15 protein-coding genes and 2 pseudogenes are annotated in these 18,595 nt (G+C 72.4%); 8 read left to right on the top strand and 9 right to left on the bottom strand.

The genetic code is table 11. The features are described from left to right. Window positions 1–1,178: 1,178 nt before the first annotated feature. Window positions 1,179–1,581, bottom strand: a pseudogene (locus tag GL259_RS38840) (site-specific integrase); the annotation flags it as partial. Window positions 1,582–1,848: 267 nt separating this feature from the next. On the opposite strand from GL259_RS38840, the gene GL259_RS20630 reads away from it, so the two are divergent. From GL259_RS20630 to GL259_RS20620, 3 genes are all read left to right on the top strand, one after another. Further along, complete coding sequence (locus tag GL259_RS20630) at window positions 1,849–2,388, top strand: GNAT family N-acetyltransferase (protein ID WP_159534851.1); 540 nt, start codon at window positions 1,849–1,851, stop codon at window positions 2,386–2,388. A gap of 175 nt (window positions 2,389–2,563) precedes the next feature. After that, a complete protein-coding gene (locus GL259_RS20625) occupies window positions 2,564–2,944 on the top strand; it encodes an antibiotic biosynthesis monooxygenase (protein WP_159534850.1) in 381 nt (126 codons plus the stop codon). A gap of 302 nt (window positions 2,945–3,246) precedes the next feature. Continuing rightward, a complete protein-coding gene (locus tag GL259_RS20620) occupies window positions 3,247–3,810 on the top strand; it encodes a Chromate resistance protein ChrB (RefSeq protein ID WP_159534849.1) in 564 nt (187 codons plus the stop codon). Between the two features lie 80 nt (window positions 3,811–3,890). On the opposite strand, the gene GL259_RS20615 is transcribed toward GL259_RS20620, so the two are convergent. Further along, the gene (locus GL259_RS20615) at window positions 3,891–4,313 is read right to left on the bottom strand and encodes a DUF1232 domain-containing protein (RefSeq protein ID WP_208026500.1); all 423 of its coding nucleotides are present in this window, start codon (window positions 4,311–4,313) and stop codon (window positions 3,891–3,893) included. Window positions 4,314–4,525: 212 nt separating this feature from the next. Here GL259_RS20615 and GL259_RS20610 point away from each other — a divergent pair, with 212 nt between their 5' ends. Then, window positions 4,526–5,326, top strand: coding sequence for a sulfite exporter TauE/SafE family protein (locus GL259_RS20610; RefSeq protein WP_243762340.1), 801 nt, complete (start codon window positions 4,526–4,528; stop codon window positions 5,324–5,326). A 161-nt stretch (window positions 5,327–5,487) separates the two neighbouring features. Here the strand turns inward: GL259_RS20610 and GL259_RS20605 are convergent. Then, window positions 5,488–6,137 (bottom strand): annotated as a pseudogene (locus GL259_RS20605) (peroxiredoxin-like family protein). A gap of 145 nt (window positions 6,138–6,282) precedes the next feature. Further along, complete coding sequence (locus tag GL259_RS37730; RefSeq protein ID WP_166461536.1) at window positions 6,283–6,429, bottom strand: hypothetical protein; 147 nt, start codon at window positions 6,427–6,429, stop codon at window positions 6,283–6,285. 166 nt (window positions 6,430–6,595) lie between these two features. Here GL259_RS37730 and GL259_RS20600 point away from each other — a divergent pair, with 166 nt between their 5' ends. Continuing rightward, window positions 6,596–7,195 (top strand): TetR/AcrR family transcriptional regulator, encoded by a 600-nt coding sequence (locus GL259_RS20600; RefSeq protein WP_159534848.1) that lies wholly within the window; start codon window positions 6,596–6,598, stop codon window positions 7,193–7,195. Window positions 7,196–7,214: 19 nt separating this feature from the next. On the opposite strand, the gene GL259_RS20595 is transcribed toward GL259_RS20600, so the two are convergent. From GL259_RS20595 to GL259_RS20580, 4 genes are all read right to left on the bottom strand, one after another. After that, entirely contained in the window at window positions 7,215–8,834 is a 1,620-nt protein-coding gene (locus GL259_RS20595; RefSeq protein WP_159534847.1) for a sodium:solute symporter family protein, read from the bottom strand. 87 nt (window positions 8,835–8,921) lie between these two features. After that, window positions 8,922–10,271: a cation:proton antiporter gene (locus GL259_RS20590; protein ID WP_159534846.1), complete on the bottom strand. Its 1,350-nt coding sequence runs from the start codon at window positions 10,269–10,271 to the stop codon at window positions 8,922–8,924. A 17-nt stretch (window positions 10,272–10,288) separates the two neighbouring features. Beyond that, window positions 10,289–11,941, bottom strand: a complete 1,653-nt coding sequence (locus tag GL259_RS20585; RefSeq protein ID WP_159534845.1) for a histidine phosphatase family protein — start codon at window positions 11,939–11,941, stop codon at window positions 10,289–10,291. After that, window positions 11,941–14,019, bottom strand: a complete 2,079-nt coding sequence (locus GL259_RS20580; protein ID WP_159534844.1) for an FAD/NAD(P)-binding protein — start codon at window positions 14,017–14,019, stop codon at window positions 11,941–11,943. The genes GL259_RS20585 and GL259_RS20580 overlap by 1 nt, the downstream gene beginning before the upstream one ends. A gap of 492 nt (window positions 14,020–14,511) precedes the next feature. On the opposite strand from GL259_RS20580, the gene GL259_RS20575 reads away from it, so the two are divergent. Together GL259_RS20575 and GL259_RS20570 are read left to right on the top strand one after the other, a co-directional pair. Then, window positions 14,512–15,969 carry an NB-ARC domain-containing protein gene (locus tag GL259_RS20575; protein WP_159534843.1) on the top strand — a complete coding sequence of 486 codons (1,458 nt, stop codon included), beginning with the start codon at window positions 14,512–14,514 and terminating at the stop codon, window positions 15,967–15,969. Window positions 15,970–16,176: 207 nt separating this feature from the next. Next, window positions 16,177–16,833, top strand: a complete 657-nt coding sequence (locus tag GL259_RS20570) for a DUF1326 domain-containing protein (protein ID WP_159534842.1) — start codon at window positions 16,177–16,179, stop codon at window positions 16,831–16,833. A gap of 184 nt (window positions 16,834–17,017) precedes the next feature. Here GL259_RS20570 and GL259_RS20565 read toward each other — a convergent pair whose 3' ends face one another. Then, on the bottom strand, window positions 17,018–17,854 hold the full coding sequence (locus tag GL259_RS20565; protein WP_159534841.1) for a DUF2182 domain-containing protein: 837 nt from the start codon (window positions 17,852–17,854) through the stop codon (window positions 17,018–17,020). A 135-nt stretch (window positions 17,855–17,989) separates the two neighbouring features. Here GL259_RS20565 and GL259_RS20560 point away from each other — a divergent pair, with 135 nt between their 5' ends. Continuing rightward, complete coding sequence (locus GL259_RS20560; RefSeq protein ID WP_159534840.1) at window positions 17,990–18,499, top strand: hypothetical protein; 510 nt, start codon at window positions 17,990–17,992, stop codon at window positions 18,497–18,499. Window positions 18,500–18,595: the final 96 nt, after the last annotated feature.

Here is an 18,595-nt window from a genome sequence, read left to right as displayed (position 1 = left end):
GGCCGGCGGCAGCCGCCCGCGCGTGCCGCAGCTCCCTAGGCAGCCGCTCTGGCGATCCATGCCACATAACCAATAATCACGACGAAATCCACATTGCGGGATAAAGGGTCGTTCGCCTGCGACGACACCACCCGAACCGCCACCATGGAGTCCGTTATATACAGTTTTGTCATGATTCACTGACTACGTTGAGGTTGAGGAAAGTGAAAGTTACATTTTCAGCAGAGTCGGAAAACGCGAAAATTTTGTTCCGGGCGACGAAAATTAGGAGTGGCAAAGTCATTGCGGCCCTCATGCTCTTGTTGTTGGGCGGGGTGCCACTCATTGCAGCGCTCAGCAATGACGAACCGCCGCAACGGCCGGCCCCCGTCTCGGGCCCAGTCGATCCTCAGCGGCCCTGAGGGGTGACCGTCGGTGAAGACTGCGTGCAGTCGGTCGAGGTGTCACATGCCGAGGCAGACCGCTGCTGAGTGTCTAACTGCGTCACAACGCCGACCGACAACGGCGAACGAGCCCGGACGCGTACGGACGATCGACGCAGGTGAGGAGCTCGCGTCATTAGGTGCGCTGCATGACCACCGACACACCGGCCTGTCGCGAGTGCGGCCAACCCATGCGGTCCGGCGGCCTGGTTGTCTCCAAGCGGGAGGACGATGGCCGGCGGACCTGCCGGACACTGTGGAGGTGTGCCGGTCGACATGCCTGGTGGCGTTGGCTCGACCGACCGGAGGAGCCGTTGGAGCCCTGCCCGATGCCCCACATGTTCCGCTGACATCCAACGCTGACTCAACGACCACGGACGGCGGCGGCACACGGCACCCGCGCACGGCAGTGGTGCACGAGGCGAACCCCGACCAGGCCGAGGGCAGATCGAACTCCTAAAGCGGTGGTCACCAGCGCGGTGGCGGGAGAGTCCAGACGACCGCCCGTGCCAGACGCGTGCCAGATCGTGCGGGGAACCACGGGGAACACCGGGGAACAAGATGCTGGCCCACCAGGGCCCAGCGCTTCTCCATCGCCGGTCAGCCCGGCCACCGCCCGCAAGTAACCCAAGCTTCCCAAGCTGAGAGCGCGAGTTCGATTCTCGTCACCCGCTCCACGCAAAACCCCCAGGTCAGTGACCCGGGGGTTCTTTGTTGTCCAGACCGGTCAGCGGGTGCCGCCCCACAACCGCACCATTAGCTCGCCGATGATTCCTCCTTGTGGTGCGCACGGTCGCCGTTGTGGTGCTTCGCACGCTCGGCGCGTACGAGGTCGTCCAGCACGGCGGCGCCCTCGCGAGCCCGACGCCACGTCCGCCCGAAGGTCGTGCGCCGGAAGGCCGCGCCCTTTCCCCCACGAGGACCAGCCCGTCCGGGCCCTTCTCGGGGAACCGGTCGGGGTGCCGCCTCACCTCTTTGCGGAGGAAGGCCGGGAGGACGACGCGAGCATCCGCGTCCCACGTGGTCGGCCCGGGGCCCGCCTGCCGTCGGTCCGCTCCGGTTCGGCGGCCCGCACGCGGATCACGAGGGTGCCGGCGTCGACGTCCCGGCGGCGGAGGCCGGCCGGTTCCTCCGGCCGCACCGGGCCGTAGGCGCCGAGCGAGGAGGACGCATCCGTGGGCCTCGCGTCCCTCACGGCCTGCCGCGGGTCGGCGGTCAGGGCGGGAGCCGGTGTTCCGGTGGCGTGTGGTCGCGGGTGTGGAAAGCCTGCGGGTCGTGCCGGTCCTCTCGCGCGGAACGGCCGTGTCAAGGCATCTCAGGGCGCTGGGAAGCCGGGCAGCCTCTCGGTGGTCGGCTTGTGACCATGGAACGGGCGCTTCTCCCCCGCGCCTTGATCATCGCCCAGCGTGCTGATCGGTTGGTCGGCATGACTGAACTCGGCCTCGTCGCCTGGCCGCCTGCCCCGATCAGGACCGAGCGGCTCGTGCTCCGTGAGCCCGGGGCCCGGGACCGCGAGGCGTTCATCGAGCTGCACGCCTCGCCGGAGGTGCACGCCCACCTCGGCGGCCCCCGGCTGCGTGACGAGCTCGAGCGCGAGATGCCCGAGGTGCCCGGGCGGCGGCCCGGGAGTTTCGTCGTTGCTCTCGACGGGGCGATGATCGGCCAGATCCTGCTCAGGAGGGCGACGGAGCATCGTCGCCCGGCTGCCGTGGGGAAGGCGGATCTCGGCTACCTGTTCCTGCCGAGGGCATGGGGACGCGGATACGCCGCCGAGGCGTGCGCGGCGGCACTCGGCTGGTTCGACGGCGTCCTTCCCGGCGAACCGGTGGTGCTCACCACCCAGACCGCCAACGTCCGCTCGATGCGCCTCGCGGCAAGGCTGGGGTTCACCGAGGTGGAGCGGTTCCGGGCCTGGGACGCCGAGCAGTGGCTCGGCCTGCGGTCCCCGGACAAGCCGTCCGCCTGAGCCCGCGCTCGCCGGCAGGGGAGCGGTGGTGGCCGCCGGGAGCGGGCCGGGGTGAGCGGCGGGCCGGTCGGGCGTGCGGTTCGGTGTGCCGGTGTCGGGTGGCCGGGAGACGTCGGCTCGGGGAGCCTCGGGAAAAGTGCTGGATCGTCGGGTGCGTCTGCCTCACAGTGGCGCCATGAGCGATCACTCCGAAGTGCCCGTCGCGCCCGTCGGGGTCTTTGAACCCCCTTACTACGTCGCCGTCTTCACCACGGTGCGGTCCCAGGACCAGAGCGGCTACAGCGAGACCAACGCACGCATGGAAGAGCTGGTGAAGGAGGTCCCCGGATACCTGGGGGCGGACCACGCGCAGACTCCCGGTGGGCTGTCCATCACCGTCGGGTACTTCCGCGACGCCGACGCCCTGACGGAGTGGCGGAGCAACGCCGAGCACCGCGCGGCGCAGGAGCGCGGGCGAGCCCAGTGGTATCAGAGCTACACGCTGCATGTGGCGAAGGTGGAGCGGAGCCACGGGTTCGAGCGGGAGCAGGTCCCGCGGAGCCCGGCGGCAGACTGACCGGCCGGGGTCGCCCCGGCGACCGTCGTCCCGCCACGAGCTCGCGTCGAACGGGTCGGTGTGCTCCTCGCGCGCCCGACCGGGCGGGAGGGGGCGGGGGGTGACGGTTTGTCACAGGCGTCGCGAGCGGGACGCTCTCCGGTCGAACGTGCCGGCCGGAGGCCGTCCGTCTGCCGTCCGGACGTCGTGGGACGGAAGGCCGCGGCCCTGTCGGTCGTCGTCGACGGCGTCTCGGGGATGCCCTCGAGGAGGTGCTCGCGGCTGTTCCGCCTCCGGTCCGGTGGCTGGGTTACGGTCGCGGTGTGGCAGGCGAGGTGGATGTGCGGTGGCTGCTGGTGTCGGTGACGACGGCCGGTGCGGTGCCGTCGTTGCGGATGCAGGTGTGGCGGAAGCTGAGAGGGCTGGGGGCGCTGTATCTGCAGCAGTCGGTGTGTCTGCTGCCGGACCGGCCCGCGGTCGCCGCCGCGGTGGCGGAACTGGGCGAGCGGGTGCGGTCCGACGGCGGTCGGATGCGGGTGGTGCGCGTCGAGGTCGTCGACGAGGGCGAGCGGTCGGAGCTCGCCGGGGAGATGAGCGCCGCGGTCGACCGGGAGTACGCGGAGGTGCTGGAGCGGCTGCCGTCGTTCTTCGCCGAGCTGGAGACGGAGTCCCGGCGCGGGCGAGCGGTCTTCGCGGAGGTGGAGGAGTCGGAGGCGGACCTGGAGCGGTTCCGCTCGTGGGTGGCGAAGATCGCGTCGCGGGACTACTTCGGCGCTCCGCAGGGCGAGCGGGTGCGGGCCGGGCTGAGGCGGGCCGGTGAGGCCCTGGCCGGGTTCGAGCGGGAGGCGCTGGCCGGGGAGGACGCGGAGGGCCCGGGCGCGTCCTGACAGACCGCGGCCAGGGACGTCGTGCACGCGCCGGCCCGGACCGGCGGGCCGGGGAGGACCCGCCCGAGGGCCGTGTGCGGCTACTTCCGCCGGTCGGCGGCGGGGAGACCGGCGAGGCGTCGTACGGCGTCCAGTCCGCCGGCGGTGCCGGGCCAGTGCCGGGTGAGGGCGTCGGTTCCGGCCCGGCGGACGACGGCGCGCAGGACGAGGGCGACGGCGATGGCGTCGTCGGCGTGGCCGAGGACCGGGATGAAGTCGGGGACCAGGTCGACGGGCAGGGCCAGGTAGCCGGCCAGGGTCCAGAGCAGGGCACGGGTGGAGCGGGGCAGGGTGCGGTCGCGGGCGAGGCGGGCGACCAGGCGGAGCAGGTCGGGCAGGAGGCGGGCGGCCTCGGTGAGCAGGTTGCCCTTGGGACGGGCGAGGGCGAGGACGGCCAGGAGGATCAGCCAGCACACCAGAAGGCCCGCGGCGACGCCGATCAGGATCTGCCCCGTCTGGTTCACCGTTGCCGCTCCTCCGTCGCCGCTCGACCGGGCCTCGAGCCCGCCCCGGTGCAATGTTACGGGTGTAACATCCCGGGTGTCCCGTGCGGGCGTCGGCGCCTCACGGGGTGCCTCGGAGGACCGGACGAAGGCCGGCCCCTTGGCCGGGACGTTTCCCCGGGGACCGGGCCGCGCCGTAGCGGTCGGGGCCGGTGACCGGCGAGGATCCCGTCGTGGCCACCGGCGAGGACCTGGCCGCCGCGCGTACGACGCGCTCGATGCCCCTGGCGTTCGGTGCCGGGTCGGCCCTCGGCGTGCTGGGCGGAACGATCGGCCTGGGCGGCGCGGAGTTCCGGCTGCCGCTGCTGATCGGCCTGTTCGGGTTCGCCGCGCTCCCGGCCGTCATCCTCAACAAGGCGATGAGCCTGGTCGTGGTCCTGGTCGCGCTGCCCGCCCGCCGGGCGGCGGTTCCGGCGGGCGAGGTGGCCGGGCACTGGCCCGTCGCGGCCAACCTGCTGGCCGGCAGCCTGCTCGGGGCGTGGGCCGTGCGCATGCGCAGCTCCACCCTCCACGAGGTGCTCGCGGCACTGATGGTGCTCATGGCCGCCGTCCTGCTGGTCACGCACGGCACCGCCCTGGGGACGCTCGCGTTCCCGTCGTGGGCACAGGTGCCGAGCGGAGTCGTGGCGGGCTTCGGCATCGGAGTCGTCGCGGCGATCATGGGCGTGGCCGGAGGCGAGCCGCTGATCCCCACGATCGTGTTGCTGTTCGCGGTCGACGTCAGGACGGCCGGGAGCCTGTCCCTGCTCGTGTCGCTGCCGACCATGCTGGTGGCCTTCGCCCGCTACAGCCGGGACGGCGGTTTCGCGGTGCTGGGCGCCAGCCTCCGCTTCACCGCCGTCATGGCCGCGGGCTCGGCCGCCGGTGCGGTGCTGGGCGGTCCGTCGCCGGGCATGTTCCCGGCCTCGGTGCTGATTCCCGTGCTGGCCGTGGTCCTGCTCGTCTCGGCGGTCAGGCTCGCCCGGCACGGCTGAGCCCGCCGGAGCGGGCCCGTGCCGCGACCGCACCGGACCGTGCGGGGGATCCGGTCCGGTGCGGCGGTGCCGGCGTCCGGTGCGGCGTCTCCCTCGGTGCCGGGGAGCCCGCCCGTGCCCGACGGGCCCTGGCGGTGCCGGTGCCGGTCGGGCCGCCCGGTTCAGGCCGACGCGTCGAGGGCGGAGAGGATGTCGGCCGGTTCGGCGCGGGTGGTGTAGTCGGTGTCGACGAAGGCCCAGCGGATCACGCCGTCCCGGTCGATGACGTAGGTGGCGGGCAGCGGGAGGGTGCGCGGGTGGCCGTCGTTGACGCGCTGGAGGTCGAAGCCGAGCTTGTCGTAGACGGCGGCGAGGTCGTCGGGGAGGTCGAAGGCGAGGCCGTACTGCTTGGCGGTGTCGGAGCCGATGTCGCTGAGGACGTCGAAGGCGAGGCCGTGCTTCTCGGTCAGGGACAGGGACTCGTCGGGGATCTGCGGGGAGACGGCCACCAGGCGGGCGCCGCGTGCGGTGATGGCGTCGTGGTGCTGCTGGAGGGAGCGCAGGGCGATGTTGCAGTACGGGCACCAGGCACCGCGGTAGAAGGTCAGGACGACCGGGCCGTCAGCGAGCAGGTCGTCCAGGGACAGGATCCGCCCGGTCGCGGAGGGGAGGCTGAAGCGCGGGGCGTTGTCGCCCGCGGTCAGGGCGCGCTCGGCCTGGCCGGAGTCGGCGAGTTCCCGGCCGGCCCGCTGCATGACGGACCGGACCTCGGGGGGATCTGCTGCCGGCGGGCTTCGTAGAAGGCGCGCAGTTCGGCGTTGAGGGTGGTCATGGTGCTCGTTCCTCCTGGCTGGCGACGGGGGCGGGACCGGACGCGGCGAAGGGTCCGGGCGGCACCCGCGGGCAAATCTTGAAACGACCGTTCCAAGATAAGGGCACGCGTGGTCCCGCGCCAGCCGCACAAGGGTGTCGACGTGTCAGAAACTGCCGAACGGACGGTGGTCGGCCAGGGCGAGGGCCCGGATGAAGGCGCCGAGACGGACCGCACGGCGGGCGAGGAAACGGTGGAGGCGGGGGGACTGCGACCCGTACGCGGACGCCCAGAGGGCTGGTATGTGATTCATGGGGGCATGGTCGCGGCGCACGGCGCCCACGGGGCGGATCGTGGACGAAGCTGGACGCCTTCGCACCGGTGGGCGAGCTGTCCCGCTCTGTCGTCCGCCGGCACCTTTGCGGCGTGCCGGACGGGGAGTATCTTGGAATCCTTATTTCAAGATGGTGGGGTGAACCATGCCGGACATCAAGCACTTCGATCCGGACGCCGTCCTGGAGACCGTGGTGCGGCTGTTCTGGCGGCAGGGCGTGGCCTCGACCGGGATCCAGGACGTGGTGAGCGCGACCGGGATCAACCGCTCCAGCCTGTACGCCACGTTCGGCGGCAAGCAGGAGCTCTACCTCGCCGCGCTGCGCCGCTACCTGGAGCAGCGGTCCCAGCCGGTGTTCCGGCGCCTGGCCGGGGACGGGCGGGGCCTGCCCGCGATCTCCGAGTTCTTCGCCGGCCTGATCGAGGCCCGCTGCTCGGGCGAGCACGCCCGCTGGGGCTGCATGGTCTCCAACGCTCACGCCGGGGCCGAGAACAGCGATCCGGAGGTGCGCGCCGTCCTGGACCAGCACCACCGCGAGCTGCGCGAGGCGATGCACGCGGCACTCGTCACCGCCGGCCACGAGGGGCAGCTCGCCCCCGGCACCGACCCCGGCGCGTCCGCGGACCTGCTGGCCCTGCTCGCCTACGGCGTCAACCTGCGCTCGCGCGCCGGTGCGGACGCCGCGACGCTGCACGGGACGGTGACCGCCGCCCTGGACTCGATCGGCGTCCGGGCGGCGGCGTAGGCGTACGTGGAGCCGGGTCTCACCTGGGACCGGGTACGGGCGAGGCACCCGGGCGGGGAGCGGGAGCCGCCTCCGCCGTGTAGTCCTCCGGCTTGGTCCGGTCGACGCCCTCGGGGGCCTTGGCGGCCCTCAGGACGAAGGTCAGGACGACCGTGACCAGGACGTTGATGACGAAGGCGGTGAGGCCGATGTAGCCGATCTCGCCGATGCCGGGAATCTCCTTCGAGGAGCCGCCGAAGTGCTTCTGCGTCGGGGAGGCGACGCCGTACGCGGCGACCGTGCCGTAGAGCATGCCGACCGCCCAGCCCGCGAGCAGCGCCCAGCGGTGGAACCAGCGGGTGAACAGGCCGCCGACCAGGGCCGGGAAGGTCTGCAGGATCCAGATGCCGCCCAGCAGCTGGAAGTTGATGGCGACGGTCTTGTCCATGGTCAGGACGAAGGCGAGCGCGCCCACCTTCACCAGCAGGGAGACGATCTTGGAGACCTTGGTCTCCTGGGCCGGTGTGGCGTCCGGCCTGATGAAGTCCTTGTAGATGTTGCGGGTGAACAGGTTCGCCGCCGCGATGGACATGATGGCCGCGGGGACGAGGGCGCCGATGCCGATCGCCGCGAAGGCGACGCCCGCGAACCAGTCGGGGAACATGTCCTCGAACAGCTGCGGGATCGCCAGCTGGCCGTTCCGCACCTTCACGCCCGCCGCGATCGCCATGAAGCCCAGCAGCGCCAGCAGACCCAGCATCAGGGTGTAGAGGGGCATCACCGTCGTACTGCGGCGGATCACCTCGCGGCTGCGCGAGGACAGCGTCGCCGTGATGGAGTGCGGGTACATGAACATGGCCATCGCGGAGCCGAGCGCCAGGGTCGCGTACGTCCACTGCGCTTCGGGGGCGCTGATCAGCGCGCCGCGCGGCTCTCCGGTCGCGGGGTCGGTCCGGCCGTACGCCTCGCTCGCCGAGGCGAAGATCTCGCCGAAGCCGCCCAGCCTGATCGGGATGTGGACGATCGCCACGACGATGACCACGTAGATCAGCGTGTCCTTGACGAAGGCGATCACGGCGGGGGCGCGCAGCCCCGAGGAGTAGGTGTACGCCGCCAGCACGCCGAAGGCGATCAGCAGCGGCAGGTCCTTGACGAACCAGTTGGTGTCCTCGCCGCCGCCGACGCCCATCACGTCCAGCACGGCCTGGATGCCGACCAGCTGGAGCGCGATGTACGGCATCGTCGCCAGGATGCCGGTGAAGGCCACGGCCAGCGACAGCCCCTTCGAGCCGAACCGGCCGCGGACGAAGTCCGCCGTGGTGACGTACCCGTGCCGGTGGCACACGGACCACAGCCTGGGCAGGAAGGTGAAGATCAGGGGGTAGACGAGGATCGTGTACGGCACCGCGAAGAAACCGGCCGCGCCCGCCGCGTAGACCGCCGCCGGGACCGCCACGAACGTGTAGGCCGTGTAGACGTCGCCGCCGAGCAGGAACCAGGTGATCCAGGTGCCGAACGACCGGCCGCCCAGGCCCCATTCGTCGAGGCTGTGCTCGTTCTCGGCCCTGCGCCAGCGCGAGGCGAGGAAGCCCATGACCGTGACGGCCAGGAAGAAGAAGAGGAAGACGGCGAGGGCGACGCCGTTCACGCCGTTGGGCATGACTGCTCCCGTGCGGGGACGTGGGACTCGGAGCGGGTGATGACGTGCGGGCCGGCCGGGCGCTCGCGCGTCCGGCCGGCCGGTGGGTCAGGCGTGAACGGGCTCCGCCTCGGGCGAGGCCGGTCCGGGAGCGGCCTCGGGTTCGCGTGCCGGAGGGGACATCCGCTGTTCGAGCCGCTCGGGCAGCGCCCAGCGGTACAGCGGCATGGCGCCGGCGGTGGTGATGACCGCGACGAGGACCAGCATGGAGAAGACCTCCTTGGTGATCATCCCCTGGGCGAGGCCGATGTTGATGAAGATGAGGATCATCAGGCCGCGGGCGTTCATCAGGCCGCCGGTCGCCCAGGACTCGCGCCAGGAGAAGCCGACGCCGCGCATGGCGAGCGCGCAGCCCGCGTACTTGCCGAAGAAGCCCGCCGCCAGGATCAGCAGGAGCGGGCCGACCATGGCCCATCCGGTGATGCCGCCGAGTTCGGTGTTGAGGCCGGAGAAGGCGAAGAAGATCGGCAGGAGCAGGACGCAGACGACGTCCATCATGCGGCTGTGCAGGGCCGCGCGGAAGGCGGGGTTGCGCGGCATGGCGAGTCCGGCGATGAAGCCGCCGAAGACGGAGTAGATGCCGATGTAGTCGGTGAACAGTCCGGCCAGCAGGACGATGCCCACGATGACGTACATCTGGTCGAAGCCGAAGTGGCCGGTGCGCTCGACCCGGTCACCCAGCGGGCGCAGCAGCCGGGCCACGACGGTCAGCATGACCAGGGCGAACAGGGCGGTGAAGCCGATCATGCGCAGGACGTGCATGGCTCCGGCCCCGGTGTGCATGGCCGACAGCACGGCGAGGAAGCACCAGGCCGCGGCGTCGTCGATGGAGGCGCCCAGGAGGGTCATCCGGCCGAGGCGGGAGTTCTCCAGGCGGCGCTCGTAGAGGATGCGGGCCAGCATCGGGAAGGCCGTGATCGACAGGGCGCCGCCGATGAAGAGCGCGAACTGGAAGGAGCTGACGTCGGGCCGGGACAGCTTGTCGTGGAGGAGGTAGGCGGCGCCGACGCCGAGCAGGAGGGAGGGGACGATGCCGGAGACGGCCAGGACGACGGCGTTCCTGGTGTCCTTCTTGCCTCCGCCGCCCCCGTGGTCGAGGCCGGCGCCGACCAGGAACATGAAGACGGTCAGGCCGATGGTGCTCAGGACGTAGAGGATGGGCTTCACCTCGGGGCTGAAGATCTCCTTCTGCACCGTCGGGAAGAGGGCGCCGAACAGGGTGGGGCCGAGCAGGACGCCGGCGACCATCTCGCCCAGCACGCGCGGCTGCTTCACCAGGAGGGCGAGACGGCCGCAGACCGCCGAGGCGGCCAGGATGACCACGATCGCGGGCAGGACCTGCAGGACGAGTTCGAGGTTCTTGTCCGTGGTGGCGGCCAGATGGGTCAGGTGTGGCACGACAACTCCCGTGGGGGTCAGGAAGGTGCGGGGACGGAGGGCTGGTGGGGGTCCTCGGCGGCCGGGCGGCCGCGCCCGGGGCGGCTCGGGGGGAGTCCGAGGACGGCGGGCCAGCGCGCGTCGTCGGGGGCGACGACGAGGAAGCGGGCGTACCAGCTGTCGAAGAAGGACAGGACGAACATCGGGAGCAGGGTCCAGATCGCCACCTGCTCCAGCGGCCCGTTGCCGGTGAGCGCGGCGATGATGACCACCACGAAGACGTTCGGGTAGGTCATGGCGGTGTAGTCGTCGAGCGTCTGGACGTGGCGTCGGCGCTTGAGCAGCACGGCGACGAGTCGCAGGCCGACGGCGATGCCCACGGCGGTCGGCGCGTAGGTGGCGAAGCCGTCCAGGTCGAGCTCGAGGCAGACCAGCACGATGAACGCGGTCAGCAGCAGCACCGCCACGTACCCGTTGCGCTCGCCGTACTTGGCCGTACGGATGGGGGAGCGCTCCCGCAGGCGCTTGACCAGGAGGTAGGCCGCCGTGACCACGCCGGTCGAGGTGGCGGCGCTGATGGCGACGGCCGGGGCGACGCCCTCGCGCAGGGTCAGGGCGAGGACGGCCGAGAACGAGACGGCCGCGGCCAGCGAGGAGAGCAGCACCTGCGCGAACGTCGGCATGATCATTCCGCCGAGGCAGCGGCTGACGGTCATCGCCACCACCGAGCCGGGGGTGGCGAGGAACACCGCGGCGATCGCCGCCGTGCTCGTGCTGCCCGCGTCCCACCAGCGCACCAGTGCCGCGAAGGCGACCGGCAGGACGAGGTAGCGCAGGGCGACGGAGCGGAGCGTGCCGCGGTCGGTCACGAACGCCCGCGCGTTCTCCAGCTCGATGCGGCACATGGTGATGACGCTGGCCAGCACCAGGAGCAGGAGCAGCAGGTACGGCGAGGCGGAGAGCCGCAGTCCCGCCACGTTGGCGAGCAGGCCCGCCGCCAGGCCCGCGCAGAGGACCACGGGATGGTTGACGACGATCCAGTCGTAGACCATGTTCATGGTCTTGTTCTCGTTCTCGACGTACCTGTGGATCCGGTCGCCCTGCAGCATCTGGGAGTTGGGCAGGCGCAGGTCGTAGGACTCGTCGGCGGGCCTGTCCAGGACGAACCGGCAGATCAGCTCGACGACGTACTTGTGCGAGACCACGCAGACCACTTCGCCCCGGCGCAGCGCGGGCAGCAGTTCCTCCTGGTAGAAGGCGTGGACGCGGTCCTTGAACCGCTGGAACGTCTCGCCGCCGCGCAGGGTCGGGCTGTCGGCGTTCATGGCCCGCTCGTACTCGGCGATGCCGTGGCGGCGCTGGAGGATGGACTTGCTCTCCAGCGTGTAGCTGCCGAAGTCGCGCTCCATCAGGCGCTCGTCGACCACGACGTCGGGGCCGCCCGGATCCGGGGTGTCGATGCCGAAGACGATGTCGGCGGTCTCGTACGCGCGGGTCAGCGGGGAGACGTAGATGCGGTCGAAGTGCCGGCCGCGGTGGCCCCGGGCGACCTTCTCGGCCTGGATGCGGCCGAGGAGGGTCAGCGGGGCGTCGCGCTGGCCCGCGATGCGGTGGACGGAATTGCAGGTCGATTCGCCGTGCCGGACCAGGAACAGGCGGCTGAGCAGTTCCTGCTCTTCGCTGTCTGCCATCACTCGCCCTTCTTCGGGGCGTGCCTGACCTGCTCGCCGTAGCTGGAGTCCCAGCCCGCCAGCCTGGTGATGTCGCACAGGTTGTGGACGGCGTGCTTCTCCACCAGCGTGGACAGCAGGGAGACGGTCCGCCGGGCCTGCTGTGCGGTGAGGTCGAACTCGCGGGCCAGGGCGGCGCCGAAGTCCGCCAGGTCGTCGTCGAGGATGCCGCGGTACTTGCGGCGCTCGGTGCGGTCCTGGGCCCGCAGGTAGTTGAGGGCGTTGGGGTAGGCGCTCTCGCGGGCGTAGCGCTGCAGACGCTCCCGCAGGCGGGTGGCCTGTGCCTCCTCGGTGGCGAGGTCGGCGGCGATCCAGTCGCTGCTGCGGATCAGGCAGTGGTGGATGCCGTCGGGGATGTCCATCTGCTCCTCGTCGCTCGCGGACCTGAGGCGGCGCAGCACCTCCGTCGCCGTGTCGAAGCACTGGTTGCGCAGGGTGCCGATGCTGAACACGAACGCGCCCAGCCGGCCGCGGCGGGTGGTCTCGTCGCCCTGGCGCATCGGGCCGACGCCGAACAGGCCCGGTGTCACCCCGCCGTCGGCGGCGATCAGCTGTCCGTGCGCACCGACCTCGATGCCCCGGTGGGTCCTGGTCTGCGGCCGCGCGTATCCGTGCCCGTTGACCAGGCTGTTCCACAGGGGGTGGTCGGGGCGCTCGTAATCGGTGTTGTTGCCCAGGCAGTTGACGACCCGGTCGACCACGATGTCCGGCCGGTCGGCGAAGACGACCCGGATCCTCGTGCCGTCCTCGACGGGGCGCATGTCCTGGATGCCGGCGGCCATCACGCTGACGGTCTTCGGGGCGCCGTTGAACTCGCGCATCCGGTCGCGCACGACACCGCCGATCTCCCGCACGGTGCTGGTGCGGCTGGTGACGATCAGGCTCTTGTACCTGTCGAGCAGCATCCGCACGTCGCGCGCGTCCATGCGGGAGACCAGCTCGATGACGTACGGCTCCCACGCCTTCATGACGCGCTCGGGGAAGACGGCGTCGAGCGCGCTGCCCGGCTCCACACCGTGCTCGTCCCGCAGGTGCGCGTACTCCGCCCTGACCCCTTCCACCACCACCTCGGGGGTGAGCCGCTCGGCGTCGAGGAAGGGCGGGCGGCGGGCCTGCCAGATGTCGTGCTCGTGGTCGGCCGGGTAGGTGCCGTGCAGGTGGCCGCCGCGTGAGCAGATCAGGATCTGCCCCCGGTGGCCGGCGTGCACGAGGGAGATCACCGTGTCGAAGGCCGACAGCGCGGAGCCCGTGACGAGGACGGTCTCCTCGGGGCCGACCGCCCGGAACCGCTCCTGGGCGCCGGGGGCGTAGGGGTCGGCGATGAAGCGGTCGGAGTCCTTGATGCGGTGGTAGAAGGGCGCCTGGACCGGCGAGAGGTGACCGGTCGCGAGGATCACCTGGTCCGACGGCAGGTCGTGCACGTCGCCCTGCGGCCCGGCGTCGGCGTACCTGACGACGTAGCCGCCGTCCCGGCCGCGTACGTCGATGACCTCACCGGTCAGCTCGCGCAGCGTCACGCCGGTGGAGGCGTCGGCGGCCGCGCCGCGCAGCCGCTCGGCCAGGTACTGCCGGAAGATCCGCCGCGGCACGACGCAGGCCACGCCGAAGGTGTGGTACTGCCACCTCCGCGGCCACTCGGAGCGGTCCGCCTCCTCGTTGGCCCATTCCAGGAAGTCCTCCGGGCGCTCGCGGCGCAGGGTGATGCGGCCGGCCTGGATGTTGAGCATGTGCTCCCAGTTGGTGGACGCCCGGCCGAAGGCGATACCGCCGTAGCGGTAGCCCTCCTCCCGCTCCATCAGGCATATCTCCAGGGGCGTGTCGGCGAAGTGGAGCAGCCGGATGGCGGTGAGGGTGCCGGAGAAGCCCGCGCCGACGATCGTGACGCGTCGTGTGCCGGGAGCCGCACCGGTCACGGGGGCGTGCCGCATCCCGCTCGCGTGCGTCGCCGTGTCCGCCGTGCCGCGGTTCCGGCCGCTGCCGTCCTGCGTGGTGCTGTGCCGCATCGTGCTGTCCTGCATCGTGCTGTGCTGCGTTTCCACGGTCTTGTCTCCTTCGGTGCCTTCGGTGGGGGAAGAGTCGGCGCCACCCGTCGGTGAGGCGGACCGTCACGGCGTCAGGGATCGAGTGGGGGACGATGCAGCCCCGCTCGGCCTCGAGCAGGGGCTCGGGGACCAGGCCCCGGAGGGCGGCGGGCGCGCGGACCCGCACGGTGATCTCGGAGGAGGGGACACACCGGTTCCGGGCATGGCGGTGCACGGACTCCTTTCCTGGAACGGGGCCCGGCGGGGCGGCCGGGGGCGCCGGTGAGCGGGAACGGGCCTCAGCATCAGGACGGAACAACGGCTTCCGGACGGATCGTGGATGATCCTGGACGCGCTCCGTGTCCGAGGCTCGACAGATGGAAACCAGTTGACAGGTACAGCACCACGTCATCTAACTTGAAACGACCGTTCCAAGTTTGTCGTGGCCCAGGTGTCCCATGGGGGAGGATGTTCGTGCCGCAGGTACTGGATCCGGGAAAAGCCCGCACGATGGACGAATTCATCGCGGAACTGAGACTGCTGAAAGCGTGGGCGGGCAACCCGTCGATCACCGAGATCACGCGGCGCATCCACCGGGAATGGCAGCGGGCGGGACGCCCGCGCGGCGAATGGCCGGCCCGCTCGACGGTGGGCAACTGTCTGCAGGTGGGCCGCCGCCGCCCCAACTCCGACCTGCTCATGGCCGTGGTCCAGGCCCTCGTCGGCGCCGACGAGGCCGTCCTCTCCGTGTGGCGGCAGTCGCTCCGGGCCGTGCTCGGCGAGGCCGAGGCCGCCGCGCGGGTCAGCGCCTACGACCGGCTGCCCGCGGGCCCTTCCGTGTTCGTCGGCAGGACCGGCCCGGTGGCCCGGGCGCGGGCCCTGCTGACCTCCGGCCGCGCCGCGACGGCGACGCTGGCGCTGGAGGGCATGGCGGGCGCGGGCAAGACGTCACTGGCCCTGCACGTCGCCCACCGGCTGCTCGCCGGGGAACGCACCGACGTGCCCGTCCTGTTCGCGAACCTGCGCGGCTCGGCCCCGCAGGGCCCGCCCGCCGACCCGGCCGCCGTGCTGGAGACCTTCCTCCGCCTGCTCGGCACGACCGGCGACCGCGTCCCGTACGACCTCGACGCACGCGCGGCCCTCTACCGCCAGCTGCTGGCGGGGACCGGCGCGCTGGTCGTCCTGGACGACGCGGCGGACGCGGAACAGCTGCGGCCGCTGCTGCCCGGGACCCCGGGGTGCCGCACGGTGATCACCGGTCGGCGGGCCCTGGACGGCCTCGGCGAGGCCACCCGTTTACCGGTGCCGCTCCTCGACCCGGACGACTCCGTGGAACTGCTGCGGGTGACGGCGGGCGCCGACCGCGTCGCCCCGGACCTCCCGGCCGTCCGGCAGATCGCGGACCTGCTGGGCCACCTCCCGCTGGCGCTGTCCGTCATCGGCCGCCACATGCGGGACCACCCCGCCTGGACGCTCGGCGACTACTACCGCGAGCCCCTGGTCACCCTGGCCCTGGAGGACGGCGTACGGACCGCGCTGTTCGCCTCCGACGCACGGCTGCCGAAGGACGCGCGGCAGCTGCTGCGGCTGCTGGCCCTCCATCCGGTGCAGGAGATCGACGCCACCGCTGCTGCCGCGCTCCTGGGCGAACCGCCCGCCGCGGCCGAGCACCACCTCGCCGCCCTGACGGCGGCACACCTGCTCGAGCGGACCGCGCCGGACCGCTTCCGGCTCCACCCCCTCGTCCACGCCTACGCGGAAGAACGCGTCTGCATCGACGAGCCGGCGAGCCGTATCGGACAGGCCCTGGGCCGTCTGCTGGAACACGGCCGCAGTCGCGATGCCGCCGTACGGCCGGAGACCCGGATGCTCCGCGGGTTCCGTCTGCCCCTGCCCCGCCGGCCCTCCGAAGCGGACGGGGAGACCGGGCTGCAGCAACTGCGGGCGGGGCGGGTGCTGGCCGCCTGACGGGTCCCGCCTCCGGCATCCGCTCCCGGCCCGGTCCGCCGGGGTGCCGCGGGACGGACCCCGCCCGCGGACCGCTGCCCGGGTTCCCCCGCCGGGGCGTGGGGTGCAAGCTGGAGGGGAGGCCGCCTCGTCACCCCGGGCGCGGGCTCACGACACGCGGTCTCGCCACACCGAGTGAGCCCCCGGGCTCGGCGGGAGGGAAGCGAGATGACCGATCACGTCACCACCGGTACGCGCTGGCACCTGGTCGGTGACTGGTTCGACGTGTGCAAGTGCGCCATACCGTGCCCCTGTACGTTCGCCCAGCCCCCGACCTACGGCGACTGCGAGGGCGTGCTGGTCTGGCACATCCGGGAGGGCAGCTTCGGCGACGTGCGGCTCGACGGTCTCAACGTCCTGATGCTCGGCTCCTTCGTCGGCAACCCCTGGACCGGCACGCACACCGACCCGTACGCCGCGGTCTTCCTCGACGAACGGGCCGACGAGCGGCAGCGCGAAGCGCTCGGGGCCGTCTTCGGCGGTACGGCGGGCGGGTGGCCCGCGCGGTTCGGGGAGATGTTCCACCCCGAGATGCGCGGCACGGACTTCGCCCCCGTCCACGTCGAGATCGACGAGGACCTCGCCACCTGGCGGGCCGAGGTTCCCGGCCGGGTCACGGCCACCGCCGAGGCGCTCACCGGCCCGACGACGCCGGACGGCGCACGCGTCCAGGTCCACAACGCCCCGGGCGCCGAGGTGGGACCGGGCCAGGTCGCCACCTGGGGACGGGCCGTCGTCGACCGCGCCGACGCGTTCGGCTTCTCCTGGGAGCGCTCGGGGAAGTCGAGCAAGCACTTCCCGTTCGACTGGAGCGGTCCCGACTAGCGGGGACGCGTGCCCCAAGGGCGTTCCGCGGGTCCTGCCGTCCGGACCCGCGGGGCCCGTCGGCCGGTCCGCGGGTGTCCCGGGACCGCCCGGGCACGGCCCCGGTCCCCGGGGTTCGCCCGGGCGCGGCCCCGGTCCGCCGGGGTCCGCCCGGTGAACCGCACGGTCCTCGGGGCCGGGCGGGTCACCCACCGCCCATCGCCGGCATCGGCGCCCGCAGCCCCGGCAGCAGCCAGTCCTGGAACGGCGCGAGCACGGCGAACACGAGGAACGCGACGCCCACGCACCGGGCGAGCAGCGGACCGCGGGACCACAGCTTCTCCACGAAGACCACCCCGGCCAGCCCGGCCATCGCCGCCACGTTCATCACGCCGAGCGGGATCAGGACGACCATCAGTCCCGCGCAGCAGCCGACGCAGTAGGCGCCGTGGTGGACGCCCACCCTGAGGTCGCGGGCCGGCCGCCGGAACCCGGCGTAGCGCACCAGGTGGCCCAGAGGGTCGCGGCAGTGCCGCAGGCAGACGTTCTTGAGGGGGCCGAGCTGGTACAGGCCCGCGAGCAGGAAGGCCACGGCGCCGATCCAGCGTCCGGCGGCGGGACGGTCGTCCACCAGGCCGCCGGTGAGGGCCAGGGCCGCGTGGGCGAGCAGGCCGAAGGCGGTCCACACCAGCAGGTACCCGCCCACGAACTCGACGGTGCGCGCGGTCCGCGTCCAGCCGGAGGACCGCCGGCCGATCCCGCGCACCCACGTGAGGGCCACCGGCGCCATGGACGGCAGCATCATGGCCGCCGTCATCGTCACCCACATCAGCAGGAACAGGGGCAGCGACCTCCCCGTCGCGCCGGGCCCGATCCCCATGTCCCGGGCCTGCCCGACCGTCAGCACCCAGGCGGGCACCGCGATCAGGACGATCAGGAACCAGGCGGCGGCGAGCTCCCGGGCCGGCAGCAGGCCTCCGCCCGCTCCGGTCGGCGCGGGGGACCGGGCGGGTGCGAGGGGGGAGGTCCGGCTGTGACGCATCGGCGTGCGCTCCTGTGCTGGTTCCAGGACAGCACGCGCCCGCCCGCGGTGCGAGCGGTACCGCCCGGGAGCCGGCGCCCCGGGCCGCTCGCGTAGTCTCCTCCGCGCAGCAGGCGGGACGGCCGAGGGGGACGTGTGAACAGGCGGGGCATGCTGGGGCGCGGCGTGCGGGTCGGTCTGCTGATGGCCTGCGCCCCGAGCGTCCCGTGGGCCGCTCTCGCCGTGGTCGTGGCCCTGGTGGAATTCCTCAGGGGAGGGGACACACGGCTCGCCGCACACAACGTGCGGTCCGGCGGGCTTCTCCTCGGGGGAAGCCTGCTGGCCGGTGTGCTGATGGGCCTGGTCCTCGTCGGGGGACTGGCTCTGGTGTCGCGCGCCGTCACCCGCGCGTGGGCGCCGGCCCTCGCGGGGGCGCTGCTCGGAGCGCTGGTCTTCCCCGCCGAGTTCCTGGTCGTCGCGGCAGCCACGGGCGGGGCCCCCGCGCAGCTGGGGACGACCTTCCTGGCCTGGCCGGTGATGACGGTGGTGGCGGCCGCGCACAGCGCGGACGTCGCGGGCCGCACCCGCACGCGGAGATGGCTCTGGGCTCCGGTACCGCTACGGAGGCCGGGGCGGGCCGGCACCCCGTCACCGGGAGGCCGGTGACGGCCGGATCCCGGCGCCGGTCCCGCCCGCGCGGCGGCCGGTGACGATCGGCTCGAGGGCCGTGGGCGGGACGGGCGGGCGGGAGGGAGGGGCCCG

The sequence above is a fragment of the Streptomyces sp. Tu 3180 genome (assembly GCF_009852415.1).
Lineage (GTDB): Bacteria > Actinomycetota > Actinomycetes > Streptomycetales > Streptomycetaceae > Streptomyces.
This window is presented reverse-complemented; position numbering and strand designations above follow the sequence as displayed.

Bases quoted from the DNA above. Each gene is read 5' to 3' on its own strand.
- GL259_RS20630 (WP_159534851.1), top strand. From the start codon at position 1,849: ATGACTGAACTCGGCCTCGTCGCCTGGCCGCCTGCCCCGATCAGGACC.
- GL259_RS20625 (WP_159534850.1), top strand. From the start codon at position 2,564: ATGAGCGATCACTCCGAAGTGCCCGTCGCGCCCGTCGGGGTCTTTGAA.
- GL259_RS37730 (WP_166461536.1), bottom strand. From the start codon at position 6,429: ATGAATCACATACCAGCCCTCTGGGCGTCCGCGTACGGGTCGCAGTCC.
- GL259_RS20600 (WP_159534848.1), top strand. From the start codon at position 6,596: ATGCCGGACATCAAGCACTTCGATCCGGACGCCGTCCTGGAGACCGTG.
- GL259_RS20595 (WP_159534847.1), bottom strand. From the start codon at position 8,834: ATGCCCAACGGCGTGAACGGCGTCGCCCTCGCCGTCTTCCTCTTCTTC.
- GL259_RS20585 (WP_159534845.1), bottom strand. From the start codon at position 11,941: ATGGCAGACAGCGAAGAGCAGGAACTGCTCAGCCGCCTGTTCCTGGTC.
- GL259_RS20575 (WP_159534843.1), top strand. From the start codon at position 14,512: ATGGACGAATTCATCGCGGAACTGAGACTGCTGAAAGCGTGGGCGGGC.
- GL259_RS20570 (WP_159534842.1), top strand. From the start codon at position 16,177: ATGACCGATCACGTCACCACCGGTACGCGCTGGCACCTGGTCGGTGAC.
- GL259_RS20565 (WP_159534841.1), bottom strand. From the start codon at position 17,854: ATGCGTCACAGCCGGACCTCCCCCCTCGCACCCGCCCGGTCCCCCGCG.